This is a genomic window from Streptomyces sp. AC558_RSS880 (assembly GCF_019049255.1).
In the GTDB taxonomy this organism is placed as follows: domain Bacteria; phylum Actinomycetota; class Actinomycetes; order Streptomycetales; family Streptomycetaceae; genus Streptomyces.
In genome coordinates this window covers 12564-25817 of the sequence record NZ_JAGMUJ010000187.1, presented here as the reverse complement: position 1 = coordinate 25817, position 13254 = coordinate 12564, and the positions used below count along the sequence as shown (strand labels likewise).

The 13254-nt window shown below is 68.8% G+C and carries 11 protein-coding genes and 2 pseudogenes; 4 read left to right on the top strand and 9 right to left on the bottom strand.

Annotation, left to right across the window (positions count from 1 at the left end; translation table 11 throughout):
* The first annotated feature begins 30 nt into the window (after nucleotides 1-30).
* Nucleotides 31-567, top strand: coding sequence for a hypothetical protein (locus KUM38_RS39575; protein ID WP_217136972.1), 537 nt, complete (start codon nucleotides 31-33; stop codon nucleotides 565-567).
* Nucleotides 568-673: 106 nt separating this feature from the next.
* Here the strand turns inward: KUM38_RS39575 and KUM38_RS39570 are convergent, their stop codons facing one another.
* On the bottom strand, nucleotides 674-2023 hold the full coding sequence (locus tag KUM38_RS39570) for an NAD(P)/FAD-dependent oxidoreductase (RefSeq protein WP_217136971.1): 1350 nt from the start codon (nucleotides 2021-2023) through the stop codon (nucleotides 674-676).
* 1044 nt (nucleotides 2024-3067) lie between these two features.
* Nucleotides 3068-3802 carry an alpha/beta fold hydrolase gene (locus KUM38_RS39565; protein WP_217136970.1) on the bottom strand — a complete coding sequence of 245 codons (735 nt, stop codon included), beginning with the start codon at nucleotides 3800-3802 and terminating at the stop codon, nucleotides 3068-3070.
* Nucleotides 3803-4021: 219 nt separating this feature from the next.
* Between KUM38_RS39565 and KUM38_RS39560 the strand changes: the two genes are divergently transcribed.
* Both KUM38_RS39560 and KUM38_RS39555 read left to right on the top strand, forming a co-directional pair.
* Nucleotides 4022-4921 (top strand): sigma factor, encoded by a 900-nt coding sequence (locus KUM38_RS39560; protein ID WP_217136969.1) that lies wholly within the window; start codon nucleotides 4022-4024, stop codon nucleotides 4919-4921.
* Nucleotides 4922-5248: 327 nt separating this feature from the next.
* Nucleotides 5249-5734: a hypothetical protein gene (locus KUM38_RS39555; RefSeq protein WP_217136968.1), complete on the top strand. Its 486-nt coding sequence runs from the start codon at nucleotides 5249-5251 to the stop codon at nucleotides 5732-5734.
* A 449-nt stretch (nucleotides 5735-6183) separates the two neighbouring features.
* Here KUM38_RS39555 and KUM38_RS39545 read toward each other — a convergent pair whose 3' ends face one another.
* Nucleotides 6184-6528: a hypothetical protein gene (locus KUM38_RS39545; protein WP_217136967.1), complete on the bottom strand. Its 345-nt coding sequence runs from the start codon at nucleotides 6526-6528 to the stop codon at nucleotides 6184-6186.
* 420 nt (nucleotides 6529-6948) lie between these two features.
* Nucleotides 6949-9711, bottom strand: coding sequence for a LuxR family transcriptional regulator (locus tag KUM38_RS39540; protein WP_254398480.1), 2763 nt, complete (start codon nucleotides 9709-9711; stop codon nucleotides 6949-6951).
* Nucleotides 9712-10099: 388 nt separating this feature from the next.
* Between KUM38_RS39540 and KUM38_RS39535 the strand changes: the two genes are divergently transcribed.
* A complete protein-coding gene (locus KUM38_RS39535) occupies nucleotides 10100-10453 on the top strand; it encodes an antibiotic biosynthesis monooxygenase family protein (RefSeq protein ID WP_217136966.1) in 354 nt (117 codons plus the stop codon).
* A gap of 288 nt (nucleotides 10454-10741) precedes the next feature.
* On the opposite strand, the pseudogene KUM38_RS39530 reads toward KUM38_RS39535, so the two are convergent.
* The 5 genes and pseudogenes from KUM38_RS39530 to KUM38_RS42675 form a co-directional block, all read right to left on the bottom strand.
* Nucleotides 10742-11098, bottom strand: a pseudogene (locus KUM38_RS39530) (MBL fold metallo-hydrolase); the annotation flags it as partial.
* 385 nt (nucleotides 11099-11483) lie between these two features.
* Nucleotides 11484-12188 (bottom strand): hypothetical protein, encoded by a 705-nt coding sequence (locus tag KUM38_RS39525; RefSeq protein WP_217136965.1) that lies wholly within the window; start codon nucleotides 12186-12188, stop codon nucleotides 11484-11486.
* Nucleotides 12189-12226: 38 nt separating this feature from the next.
* Nucleotides 12227-12511 (bottom strand): hypothetical protein, encoded by a 285-nt coding sequence (locus tag KUM38_RS39520; protein WP_217136964.1) that lies wholly within the window; start codon nucleotides 12509-12511, stop codon nucleotides 12227-12229.
* Nucleotides 12512-12533: 22 nt separating this feature from the next.
* On the bottom strand, nucleotides 12534-12749 hold the full coding sequence (locus tag KUM38_RS39515) for a helix-turn-helix domain-containing protein (protein WP_254398479.1): 216 nt from the start codon (nucleotides 12747-12749) through the stop codon (nucleotides 12534-12536).
* A pseudogene (locus KUM38_RS42675) lies at nucleotides 12746-13254 on the bottom strand (transposase family protein); the annotation flags it as partial. The pseudogene KUM38_RS42675 and the gene KUM38_RS39515, both read right to left, overlap by 4 nt.

The window sequence follows — 13254 nt, the reverse complement described above, 5'->3', positions numbered from 1 at the left end:
CGGAACAAGGGGTGAGGACGAGAGGAACGCATGGTCTCCGTGACCCCCACGGCTCGCGACATCGAGATCACCGCCGAGGGCCTCCAGGAGGACCTGGCCCGCCTGGAGATGCAGAAGCAGGCGCTTGAGAGGGAACTGGCGGCGGTCACCGCGCATCTCGGCTCCGTACAGCGGGCCCTCAGCGCCCTTCAGGCCCTCATGCCCGGGGCCGCTCCGTCGTCTGCGGCACCCCGTCCCGAGGATGCGGAGGTGCCGGCGTCGGTGCCACCGACGCCCGCGCCGGTCGCGGACACGACCGAGGAGGGTGAGGAGGGCCGGTCGCCGGCGAGCCACCCCGACACCGACTCGGACGGTGTGAGGTCGTACGGCAAACTCACCGAACAGATCCTGGCCTACTTCGCGGAGGCCGGTGACGTCGACGTCCGTGCCCGGGACGTGGCCTCCGCCCTTGGGCGTGACACCGACAGTGGCAGCATCAATGCCGTCCGGAGCACACTCGACCGTCTCGTCGGCTCCTCGCGCGTCCGCCGTGTCGGCCGCGGTCTGTACCGCGCGGCGAAGCCCTGAGCCGCCTTCGACGTTCCGGTCTCACGACCCCGTCGTGGATCGACAACGGTTCCAGGCGGCAGACGCGCTCAGTGAGACTCCTGCCGCCCGGTCGTGCCCCTCGGGTCTATCCGGCGACCGCGTCCGTGGGCTTTTCGCTCGGCCTTGGCTCACCGCTGGAGACGAAGGCTTCCCTCGGACGCTGGACCGAGGCGAGAGAGACGATGTCGCGGCCGTAGAGGGCGGCGGTCGCCCACACGGCGAACACCCTCGCCTTGCGCTCCCAGCTCGGAACGGCCAGGACGTGGTATCCACGGTGCATCAGCCATGCCGGGAATCCCTTGATGACCAGGCGCCGGTACTGGAAGATGCCACGGCCCAGTCCGAGCGTAGCCACTACCCCGAGGCTGTGGTGCACGTAGTTCTTGACCGGCCGGCCGCGCAGAGAGGCCAGGATGTTCTTCGCCAGGAGCTTTCCCTGACGCACCGCGTGCTGGGCGTTGGGCACCGTGCGGGCGTCCGGTAGGCCGACGGCGAGATCGGGCACCGAAGCGTCGTCACCGGCCGCCCATACGTCCGGCACGACCTCGGTCTCCGTGCCGACCCGGAGATCCGCACGCACGGTCAACAGGCCGCGCTCGTCGACGGGGAGGTCGGTGTGATTGTGCACGATCGGGTTCGAGGCGTTGCCCGCCGTCCACACGAGCAGACCCGAGTCGTACTCCGCTCCGTCCGACAGAACGACTCGTCCGTTCTCGGCGGAGACGAGCTGGGTGTTCAGATGTACCCGCGCACCCCGCTTCTCCAGGGAGCGCACCACCCACTCACCGGGTCGGTCGGTGACCTCGGGCAGTATGCGGCCCCGCGCCTCGACCAGGTGGAAGGAGAGTTCTTCCGCCTTGATCTCCGGATAGTGCTTGAGCAGCGCGGACGCCAGCCCCAGCAGCTCACCGAAGCCCTCCACCCCGGAGAAGCCGCCACCGACGACGGTGACGGTGAGCAGCCTGCGACGTTCCGGCCCGTGGGGCAGGGTGGCCGCGCGGTCGAACGAAGTGAGCAGTCGGTCGCGGATCGCCACGGCCTCCTCGACGTGTTTGAGTCCGTACGCCTGCTCGCGCAGCCCCGGGATCGGGAAGGTGCGTGTGACGGCTCCCGCCGTCACCACCAGCATGTCGTAGGGGAGGTCGAACTCCGGACCGGACTGCGGCCGGATCGTCACGGTGTGACTGGCGTTGCGGATCTCCGTCGCCGAGCCCGCGATCAGACGGGTCCGGTGCAGATGCCGCCGAAGCGAAACCGCGGCATGACGCGCCTCCACCGACCCCGCGACCACCTCGGGCAGGAACGGCTGATACGTCATGTAGGGACGAGGATCGACCACGGTGACACGTGCCTCACCCCGTCGTAGCCTCTTCTCAAGACCCCACGCTGTGTAGAAACCCGCGTAGCCGCCGCCCACGATCAAGATCTCACGCACGATGTCCTCTGTTCTTCTCGGCTTCAGCCTCTAAGACCGTTCGACACCGTCCCGTGTGACAGGAGCGGTCCCGGTCCGGGCGCCTGCGTGGTGGCGGCCGGCTTCCCGGGCGGCGGCGGGGGCCGGATCCGGGGAGCGGACCCCCGGTATCGGCAATCGCCGGCGCCGTTTCTGGTCTACCCCTTGGATTGGATACCGTCCCTCTTGCAGAGACTCGGGGCGTTTGCAGTGTCGACCGGCGGATTGCCGCACCTGTTCCCTTCCACGCGTCAACTCGGGGATCTTCTGAATCTCCGGTATCGGCCCTCTCTGCAAGTGCACACCGAGAGCCTTGGCACGGCGCCCTTGGGCCACCGTGGGCGAGTGCGTGGTCGACCCGTGGTACGCCCCCGTGGCGGCCCGGGGAGAACGCCACGTACCCGTCGCCGGCCGAGGGGAAGCAGTCCGTGGTCTGCCGGGGAGCCCCGGTGGCGACGTAGGCCTGGCCGACGGGGACGGTGTACATGCTCAGGGTGCCTGGGTCGACGGCGAGAGGCCTGTAGGGATCCAGCAGCGTCCGGACAGCTGGTGCCGTGGGCCTTCACCGGCTCGGTCCCGGCTGGCCTGACGCTCTTCACACCATGCGCCGGGACAGTGTTCCTGCCGTGAGGGTCGTGGAACCACACCGTGCTGCCGCTGAACCAGATCGCGGTCCGGTCTCCCTTTCTCCCCGTGACGACGAACTGCTGCCCGGCCTGAGCGGTGCCGCCCCAGTCGTTGATCCGCGTGGTTCCGGGGCGCCGGGGGTGCAGGCCCTGGTCGCCGAAGAGCGGGGCTGTCGTCCGGGGCGCCGGGCGCAGGTGGACGAAGTTCGACGCCCGCGTCACGTCCGTGCGTTCGGGGGTTTCCCCAGTCGGGTCGTCGGACGGGCACACCTGCACGGTGTTCAGGTTGCGGGAGAACCCCGGCGCGATGGTCACGGCGGAACAGGGTGGTGTCGGAGGTCCCGCCGGTGGGCCCCATCGGCGATCCGCCGGCGACCGATCGGTCCGGCCGCCGCGATCGTCAGGCGCCGGCGTGCGCGCTCCAGTGCTTCTCGAGAATCCCTGCCACCTCCGCGGGCTGCTGGAGCACCGTCCAGTGATTGCAGTCCATCTCGATCACTTGGGAGGCGTGCAGGGAGGCTCCGAGCTTGCGCCCGAACTCGATCTGACAGGCGGGGTCCTGCGCTCCCCAGAAGACCACGGACGGCGCGGTCACCGCGGACAGCGCGGGCTCCCACTCCGCCCCCATGGTGAGTGCCGACCGGTACAGCCTGAGGACCGCGTCCTTCATCGTCCCGTCCACACGGCCCGCCATCTCCCTGGCCAGTTGGAGAGGCACATCGAAGCCGACCGCGACCTCCTCCGCGAACGGCTCCGTTCGCAGTTCGGACATATAGCGTTCGCCTTGGACCTGGTCCTGCCAGATCTTGGCCAGCGGATGCCAGACGTACTCTGCGCTGATCGGCCCGTTGCCTCCCGCCCAGGTACGGACGAGGTCGGGGCGCAGGCCGGCGACGCGGAGGGTGAGAATGCACCCCCAGTCATGACCGACCAGGTCAACCGGCTCACCGACCCGCTCCAGACGTTCGATGAGCCAGTCCGCGTACTCCTCCTTGGTGGAACCGAAACCGGCCGGACGCTCGGCGCCGAAGCCGGGCATGTCCCAGGCTTCCACGTCGGGCCTGGTCAGGTGCCGACGCACACCGTCCCATACGTGATGGGTGTCGGGAACGCCGTGGATCAGGATTGCGGGCATGAGTGGACCCCTTCATGAGTGGACGACGTCTCGTGTACGAGGGCGACATCTCATGCTGTCACACTGTTGCGGTCTCGTTGTGGTTCAGTCCCCCTACGGACCGTCCTCGACCGCGAACCGCTGTCACATGATCCGTGCTTGTCCGGTCTGCACTGCAGGAGGCACTGCCATCCGACTGCGACGGTGGAGGCGAGGTGCCGGTGAGAGGTAGGAGGCCTCATGGGTCAGACCGGTGATACGGCACCGATCGCGGAGCTGTTGGACGAGCGACAGCATCTGCTCGACGTCGCCCACTGGATGCTGGGTAACGGGCCCGAGGCCGAGGACGCCGTCACCGAAACCTACAGGCGGTGGTACACCCTGTCCGACAACCAGCGGACACGCATCGCTGATCCGCGTGTATGGCTGACCAAGAGCACGGGCACCATCTGCCTGGCGCGCCTGTCCGTGCCCGAGCGCCGGCTCCCGCACTCCGGCCAGAAGGGCACGGAGACCACCACGGGCTTCGACCGGGCTCTGACGGAGGAGCTCAGCGACGTCCTGCTCAACGCCCTGGACTCCCTCTCCCCGGCCGAACGGGCGGCATTCGTCCTCAACGACGTCTTCGCCATGCCGCCACAGACAGTCGCCGACATCGTGGGTCAGTCACCACACGAATGCGCCGAACTCGCCGACCGAGCCCGCCGCAGCCTGCGCACCAGCCGCGCGCGTCCCACGACACCGCGACAACACGACAGGATCGTCCGCGCCGTCCGGCAGGCCTGCGTCACGACCGACGCCCCGCGCCTGCGGTCCTTGCTGTCTCCGCAGGCCGCCGCGTTCTTCGACGGCGGCGGCAAGATCCGCGCCTTGACCAGGCCCGTCCACGGTGATCAGCACGTCGCCCGCGCTCTCCTCACCCTCCTTGCCCCCCGCCCCCACACCTCCCTGCATCTCAGTTCCGCCAATGGCCGCACCGCGATCGTCGTCCGCCACAACGACCAGGTCGCCGCCGTCATCAGCTTCGACATCGCCGACCATCACGTCACCCATGTGTGGGCCGTCCTGAACCCTGACAAGCTGCGCAGTTGGAACCGCCCCCGCCTTCCTTCCGACGGACACGGACCAGAGGGCGTCTGAGACGGTTCCGACATGGGCGACCACGGCCGGCTGTCACACCGCTCCGACTGAAGAGTGCGCTCGCCCGTTGCGCTTTACGTGTGACAGTGGCAACAATTGATTGACGGGCTTCCGCTGAATCATTACTGCGTCTTCACCGCGGCGGCAATGGGATTCCCTCGGTGACGATGTTCCAGCACCTTCCGGGGAGAACCTCTGGCGCTATGTGGTGAAGAGTGCGTGTTGCCTATGATGTTCCGGAGTGCCCATACCGGCGTGCGGGTCGAGCGGCACCCCGGGTGAGCTGGGCGAGGGCGTGGCACGACGGGTTGAGGATGAGAGGAAAACATGGTTCCGGCATCTCGCGCGGCGCACGACATCGAGGTCACGGCTGGGAGCCTCCAAGAGGATCTCAGTCGTCTGGAGCTGCAGAAGCAGGCGCTGGAGAGGGAACTCGCTGCCGTCGTCGCCCATCTCGACACCGTTCAACGGGCGCTGGGAGCCCTTGAGGTCATGATGGCGGCCTCAACAGAGGGAAGAGCCGCCGCGAATGCCGTCGACACAGGTCGGCACCGTGCCGCAAGGCCGGCTGAGGCCGAGGCGGACACGCTCCCGACTGTCACCCTGGAGCGAAAGTACGGCAAGCTGACCGAACAGATCATGGACTACTTCGCACAGGTCGGTGATACGGATGTGCGCGCCCGCGACGTAGCGGTGGCGTTGGGGCGTGCCACCGACAGCGGCAGCATCAACGCTGTTCGCAGCACGCTCGACCGTCTCGTCGGCGCCTCTCGAATCCGGCGCGCCGGTCGAGGTCTCTACCGCGCCTCCTGATCCTGGCGCTGACCACCTCCCGTCGGCGAACGACAGGTGACCCCGGACGCCGGCTCTCGGGGGATCGATCGGCGTCCGGGGCACACCGCACCCGCCAGGCTCTGAGTAGCGGGCGGCATTCCCGGCACCTCGTGTGGGATGTCCAACCCGGCGCCCGGAACACTGTGTTTATCCTACCGCACTTTTCACACGTTCTGGCATCGTCACTGGCTCTTCATGACGGTCGTCCGTAACAACGTCATGACGTCGGCGGCGCTCGCTGGTCACTCTGACGGCTCAGGGGCGGGAGGAGTTCGACCGCCACCTGGAGAGCCGTCTCGCGGTGGAGCGTCAACTGCTGTCCGTGCTGAGCGCCGAGGAGCGGGTCGTCGTCGTGAGTGCGTTGCGCACGTCGCTGCTCAGGCTCGAAGCGACGGAATGAGCCGGCGCGGATGGTGGGGTCCGGCTGCTCAGCCTGCGGTCACCAGGACGAAGGAGACGAGCAGAGCGACCACGGTCGCCGTGAGAAGGGCCAGCGCGACGCGGGCGGCCCGGCGCAGTCGCGCGTAGCGTCTCGTGTGTCGCGCTTCCACCATGGCGATCTGATCGGTGAGGTGATGCGCGATGGTTCGGGAGATCCTGATCTGTTCCTCGACATACCACCACTCGAGGTCGGTCTTCTGCTCTTCACTGAGTCCGGGCACACGCGCGGCCAAGTCCGCAGCACGGTGATGCGCGGCCCGGCGATGGGATTCCCAGTACAGGTAGTCCTGTATGACTGTCAGGCCGCGCTCGGCTTCGTCCTTCGCATCCACGGTGTGCTCCAGCCATAGGTGTGCCAGGTCGGGCCCACGGGGCGGGAGCCCGCGTGGTGTCGGCGTCCGGGCAGCGCCAGAAAGTGTCACACGCCCTCGTATCTCTCGCTCGAGAGAGCGGAGGACAGGTCCCCGACCGCCCACTCCTGACGACTCTCATAACAGTGTCATCACTCGTTGTGATTCTCCTTGCGACGCACCCGCGGTTGTCGGAGGCCGTTTCCTCCCGTTGAAGAGCCGGCGGGTACCGGCCCGCCTCCTCGGCCGGCGAACCTTCCGAAGGTCTCGAACGAGGGGACCGCGCTGACGACTTGGCGGTCGACGGCACTGCCGGCCCGTGGTGGAGCGCCCGTACTCCGCCTCTGGCCGGTGTCCGTCAAGGCACTTGGAAGCGGGGCGGGGTGCCCGGCTCCTTGTCGTTCAGGTTCTCGTCGGAGTCCGGGTGAGTTCAGCCAGGGCGGGCTTCAACTCGGTCCGCCGCTTGATACCGAGCTTCGCGAAGACCTTGCGCAGGTGGTACTCGACGGTGTGCGCGCTGATGAACAGGCGGGCGCCGATGTCCCGGTTCGTCAGCCCTTCGCGCGCCAGGCGCGCCACGTTGAGTTCCTGATCGGTGAGCTGCGCCGCCGATCCCCGCACGCGGACCCGCAAGGTCTCACCGCTCGCGCGCAGCTCGTCCGCGGCGCGTTGGGCAAAGCCGTTCAGGCCACAGGCTGTCAGTACCTCGTGCGCGACGCGGAGCTGTTCGCGCGCGTCGGTGTGCCGGCCCCGGCGGTTGAGCGCCTCGCCGTACAGCAAACGGCAACGCCCCACCCAGATCGGCATCCGCTCGTGCTCGAAGCGCTTGATCGCATCCCGGTACAGGGCCTCCGCCTCGTCACCCGCACGCAGCTGCGCCTCTGCCATCGCCAGCACGGCCAACGCGTAGGTGGTCCCCACCGGCCGTGTGACGCCCGCCAATTGCTCGAACGCCTGCTCGGCGAGCGCGAGTTCACCGGTATGCGTGGCCGCCTCCACCAGTTCGAGCAGCGTGCGCATCGCGAGGTTCAGTTCGTGGGTGTACGGCAGCTCGCGGCGGCCGCAGGCCACCGCCTCGGCGAAGCGGCCCAGGCCGTTGTAGAGGACCGCCTCGGAGAAGTTGGCCGCGCTCAGCGCGTGGCCCTCGCCACGCGCGTGCCCGTCGGCCCGGATGCGCTCCGCCCAACGCTCCGCCTCGCCGACCTGCCCCCGGTACGCCGCGAGGAGGAGCCGTCCGTACCGCGGCAGCGGATTCCCGGTGACCTCCTTGATGGCGTCGATCTCGTCGCAGGAGGCTTCCGCCCCGTCCAGGTCGCCGTCGACCATCTGCACCAGCATCAGCAGGCTCAAGGCGATCGGCAGTACTGTGACGACGCCTTCGGCGCGGGCGAGCTCGACCTGCCGGTGGGCGAGCGCGCGAAGCCCGGCAGGGTCCCACAGGTCCTGGGCGGCACGGGAGGCGAACCACATCCAGTGCAGCTCGAGGAAGTCCGGTGCCTGCTCGAGGAACGCACGCTGCGCCCGTCGCAGGGTGTCGATCGCGGCCTCCTGCCCCTCGGTGGCGAGCAGGGCCTGGCCGCGCAGGATCAGGTCCCGTGCCCGGTCGGTCTCCTCAGCGGCGGGCGTCGCCCCGAGGATCGCGTTCGCGACGGCGGCCACCTGTTCGGCGTCGCCGAGCCTGCCGCCATAGGTCGCGGCTGCCAGTGCTTCGATGTAGGTGTCGCGAGCGAGTACCGGGTCGAGCCCTTCGAGTCCCTGCGCCGCGGCGAGCAGGTGCTGCACCCCGCTGCGATCACGCCGCAGCGCGTATCCGGCCCTGGCGTGCAACCGCACGACGAGTGCCTCCTGCAACGCGGTGAGGGGAAGGGCTCGGGCGGACTCGAGCAGGCGCAGGGCCGCGGCCGACGCACCCGCGTCGTGCTTGGCCTCGGCGGCTGCGATCAGCCGCTGCCCGCGGTGGAACGGCGAAGGTGTGAGCTCCGCCGCCCGCTCCAGGAACGCGCCCGCGGCGGCCGCGCCGCCGCGCGTTCGTGCGCGCACCGCGGACCGCTCCAGATCGGCGGCGACCTCCTCGTCAGGGCGCAGCGTCGCGCTGGCCCGGTGCCAGGCCCGGCGGTCCGGGTCGTGCTCGGCGCTGGTGACGTCCGCCAGGGCGGCGTGGACGCGGCGTCGGTCCTCCGGTGACGCCGCCCGGTACACGGCCGACCGCACCAGCGGATGACGGAAGCTGACGCGGGTGCCGACGACGAACGCCTCGGCGTCCTTGGCAGCGTCGAAGGCTTCCGGCCCCAGCCCGAGTACCGCACTCGCCCGCCACAGCAGTCCGGGATCGCCGGTGGGCTCGGCGGCCGCCAGCAGCAGCAGAAGGCGCGCCGGTGCGGGCAGCGGCGCAAGCTGCGCCACCAGGCTCTGCTCGATGCGGTTCTCCAGCGGCAGGGAACCGGTCAGGGCGAAGCCGCCGGCGGCCTGGGCCGGGTTCAGTGCCCGGGGCAGCTCACGCAGAGCGAGCGGGTTGCCTCGGGCCTCCGCGATCAACTGGTCGCGCACCCGCTGGTCGAGACCACCGGGTGCCGCCAGGCGCAACAGTTCGCACGCGTCCTCGTGGCCCAGCCCTTCGACGACCAAGTGCGTCAGGCCCGCGAAGACCTCGTCGGCCTGGCGCATGACGAGCATCAGGGCGATGCCCTCCGCGTCCAAACGGCGGGCGGCGAACGCGAGGGCACGCGCCGACGCCTGGTCGAGCCACTGTGCGTCGTCGACGACGCACAGCAGTGCCCGGTCCTCCGCGGCCTCGGTGAGCAGCCCCAGCAAGGCAAGCCCCACGAGGAACGGGCTCGGTGTGGCGGCGCTGCGCAGCCCGAACGCCACCTCGATCGCCTCCTGCTGCGGGGCCGGCAGCCGGGTGACCGAACCCATCATGTGCCCGCAGAGCTGCTGGAGGCCGGCGTAGGCGAGTTCCATCTCGGACTGGGAGGCGACGATGCGCTCGGTGCGGACGTTCGCCGCGGCCCGTGCGGTGATGTGGTCCATGAGCGCCGTCTTGCCGACACCTGCCTCGCCACAGACGACCAGCGCCCCACTGCGGCCGACGCGGGCATGGCTCACCAGCGTTTCCAGTTCCGCCAACTCGTTGTGTCGCCCCCGCAACGGCGGGATATCAGACATCACGTCCGCCTTCGCCGGAAATCACCGCTCCGCCATGCCTTCGTCCAGGCATCCTATCGGTGCACGGCCTGAACCGGCCCCAGCTTCAGGGCCGTTCACCAAGTCCAACCCCTCCCGGCCGGGCGCGGCTACACAATTCCACCCTCGACCCCGCTCCACGCCCCCTACGGGACACGGCACCGCCTCGGACGGACTGGCCGATCCACCAACGGGCGAAGCCGACGTCAGCCCGACATCGGCAAGGGCAGAAAATCCGGTCTTCCAGGTACAGCCGGGAAGAATGGCTGTCCACGGCGGCACATCCTCGCGGAGCGCCCTGCAAAGTAACGCTACGACAAAGAAGGTCGACCGTCCGTCACACGAGCGAGGCGTCACCGGACAAGGTGGCATGACTCAATCCCTGGAATCGAAGACCGGTGTCGTCGGCCCGGTCACCGTCATCAAGAGCTACACCGTGCCGACGGACGAAGCCGACTATTTCGCCGAGGTGTACCAGGAGAACGCCCGGATCATGTCGACCCAGCCCGGCTTCGTCCGATCCCGCCTGCACCGCCCCCTCGCCGACGCCCCCGAGACTCGTTTTGTCCACGTCGCCGAGTGGACCTCGGGCACCGCGCTCGACCAAGCCACCGGAAACCTCGAGTGGCATGCATCGCTTCAGCGCATGTTCGACGATCCAAACCTTCACATCACCTCAGAACCCGCCAGCTATCGCGTCGTTGTCGAACTCCACCCTTCCTGACAACAGCGACTACCACCGCCAACACCACCAGCGTGGTCCCACCGTCCAGGCTCACAAGGGCAGAACATGACCACTGAGGCCACAGAAATAGCCGCGCTCCACGATGCGTGTTCGGACGACAACCCGAGATGGACCTTCCAAGGACGGCAACGGCCCGAATCGCTGGGCAGGAGCTTGACGCTCCACCCTGGGCGCCCCGTCCAAGGCCCGAACCACACCGTCACGCGCCTCAGCCGGGAGACGCTCCGGCAGCCGGACCGTCTCCCCCCAGCTCGTCCCCGACCGACCTCACCGCTCACCGGCGAGGTCGAGATCACCCTTACTCGTCCCGGCCACACCCTCAGCGCCCCGCAGACGCCGCCAGGGACGCGCGATCGGACCGGACACCGCCCGCCACCACGCCTCCACCGGCACCTTCCCCGCCGGCTCGAACGGCTCACCCGGCCTCGGGAACGCCACCGCCTGGCCGGCCTCCCCGGCCACGTCCTCCATCCACTCCCCCGGCTCCGCCCACGCGTGCGGCGCCAGGTTGAAGGTGCCCCAGTGGATGGGCAGCAGTACGCCGGCCGCCTCGCCGCCCTGCAGATCGAGATGGGCCCGGACGCCTTCCTCGGGCGTCATGTGGATGTCGGACCAGAAGTCGTTCTTGGTTCTTTCGGTCCACAGCGACTCCACCGCGCCCCTTCGATATTCCCCTGGTCAGCCTGATGTTGGAACTCCTGTGACTCGCATCGTGACCTGAGTGGGAGATTCGGCGCCAGTCGGGTGTGAGTCCTTCCGGGCCGAAGATCTGTCTGTCACCGGTCACCGAGGCCCGGCGGGAGGTACTGCAGTCGCGGGTACGCCGTGCCGTCGGAGCCGTCGGCGGCGAGAAGCACGGTGTCGTCCTCCGCCGCCCAGGTGGCCAAACAGCATACGGTGCCGATGCGGGAGAAAAGGCGCCCTGCGGATGGCTGCCTGGGACGGCAGAACCGTACGTCGCCAGCGGGCGAGTGGGCCGCCATGGCGCCTTCCGCAATCGGCAGGGCCGCTAGTCGGAGCCGCCCTGCGGCAGGCTGCTCAGATCCAGGACGTCGACCGCCGCCGGGGGCCGGATGCTCAGGGGCTCGTTGAAACCGCTGAACTCGGTGGTGGCCCGGTGGTGGCTGCCCACGTAAACGATCTTCAGGAGGTACGGCTTGCCTTCGGCTGCGATGTAGTAGGTGTCGGTGCCGTCGCCGAAGTCCTCGTTCGGCGTCTCGACGGCAATCACCGGCTTGCCGTCGATCTCGGTGGGTTCGCCCTTGGTGGCCTTGCCGTACGAGGAGTACGGCCATGCGCAGTCGGCCAGGGAGTCCGCTCCCCTCGCCGAGTTGACCGGGCTCTTCAGCCAGGGCTTCTGCCGCATCGCGGGGACCGTCTCCCGCCCCCACATCTCGAAATAAACCTCGTTGCCGTGGATGTAGTCCGTCTCACCGATCCGGATCTGCTCCAGTTCCGATCCGGTCGTCTCGGTCGACGTGTACGTGCACCGGCTCTTGAGGTCGGTCCGCAGACGGCTGGAGCGGCCGTTGCCGAGGCCGGTCTCCGTGTCCGTCGCGATGGTCACGGACGTGAGCGCCCTCATGGTGCGATCGGCTTCGTCGAGCAGTTGCTCAGCGGAGCGGGTGTCGGCGGCGCCATCGGCATCCGCGCAGCCCACGGTGACGCCACCCGTCAGCACAATCAGCGCGGCAACGGCTGCTTTCGTCCTCATGTTCCTCTTCCTGGGGCGAGCGGCTCTTCCGCTCGTTGTCAGCCGACGGCGATGCGGGTCTTCCAGTAGGCCGTGGAACCGGCGATCTCCGTACCGGGACCCGAGAGCGCGGTCCTGCTGCCGGAGCGAAAGCGCACCGAACCGTCGGACCGGGTGGTCCAGATGTCGGGGATGGTATCCCCAATGGCGTCCGGGACGCCGGTGAAAAGCGGGATGTTGCTGCTGCCCGCGCGGCCGATCTGGAAGTTGCCGTCCACCACGGCCGCCCCGCCCCGCCCCGCCCCCGGTACCGGCACGGGATCGCCCTGACGCTTCCCGTTCACGAAGAGGCTGAGGGTATGTGCTTCACCGTCGTGGACACCGGCCAGACGCGTCCAGGCTTTGATGCTCACCGACCCGACGCCCGCGCGGCTTGGCCACCAGCGCTTCGCGCCCGTCGGCCACCCACTTCGCCCACCAGTTGTCCACCGACTTGAGCGAGACCTGGAACACCTCCGCAACATCCTCTCGAGTCTGACCCGACGCCAACGCGGCCACCGCCCACAACTGAGCCTCTTTCATCCTGAATAGTCGCAGGTCAGTAGGGTGTGGATGGCTTGGACGGTGCGGCTGATGTGTCGGGTCGAGCAGCGTGCTCTGCGCATGATGTGCCAGGACTTGAGTTGGGCGGAGGCTCGTTCACCGGGTGTCCTGAGGCGGGCGTGGTCGCGGTTGAACTGCTGGTAGTGCTCGGGCTGTTCGCTGTGACGGTAGGTAGTACGGGGTGCGGACGGTGGCGTCGGCCCCCTGATAGGCGCGGTCGGCCAGGACAAGGATCTGTCGGGTGAGGCAGGCCTGCACGATGCCGTGGGCCCGGGCCGCGGTCAGGTCGTGGGTGCGGCCCGGTGTCGCGCGGGAGAACCACAGCGGTGTGCCGTCGGGGCGGGCGATGACCTGTACGTTCATGCCGTGCTTGCGGTGTTTCATCGAGTAGTACGGCTTGTCCGCGCGGATCCGCTCGATGGGGATCGGAGTGCCGTCAACGATGACGTGGTGGTCCTCACCGAGGCCGGTGAGGGCTTCATGG

What these genes read in the sequence shown, in the direction of transcription:
- KUM38_RS39515 (WP_254398479.1), bottom strand. Translation starts at nt 12,749, where the DNA reads ATGAAAGAGGCTCAGTTGTGGGCGGTGGCCGCGTTGGCGTCGGGTCAG.
- KUM38_RS39540 (WP_254398480.1), bottom strand. Translation starts at nt 9,711, where the DNA reads ATGTCTGATATCCCGCCGTTGCGGGGGCGACACAACGAGTTGGCGGAA.
- KUM38_RS39575 (WP_217136972.1), top strand. Translation starts at nt 31, where the DNA reads ATGGTCTCCGTGACCCCCACGGCTCGCGACATCGAGATCACCGCCGAG.
- KUM38_RS39555 (WP_217136968.1), top strand. Translation starts at nt 5,249, where the DNA reads ATGGTTCCGGCATCTCGCGCGGCGCACGACATCGAGGTCACGGCTGGG.
- KUM38_RS39525 (WP_217136965.1), bottom strand. Translation starts at nt 12,188, where the DNA reads ATGAGGACGAAAGCAGCCGTTGCCGCGCTGATTGTGCTGACGGGTGGC.
- KUM38_RS39560 (WP_217136969.1), top strand. Translation starts at nt 4,022, where the DNA reads ATGGGTCAGACCGGTGATACGGCACCGATCGCGGAGCTGTTGGACGAG.
- KUM38_RS39535 (WP_217136966.1), top strand. Translation starts at nt 10,100, where the DNA reads ATGACTCAATCCCTGGAATCGAAGACCGGTGTCGTCGGCCCGGTCACC.
- KUM38_RS39565 (WP_217136970.1), bottom strand. Translation starts at nt 3,802, where the DNA reads ATGCCCGCAATCCTGATCCACGGCGTTCCCGACACCCATCACGTATGG.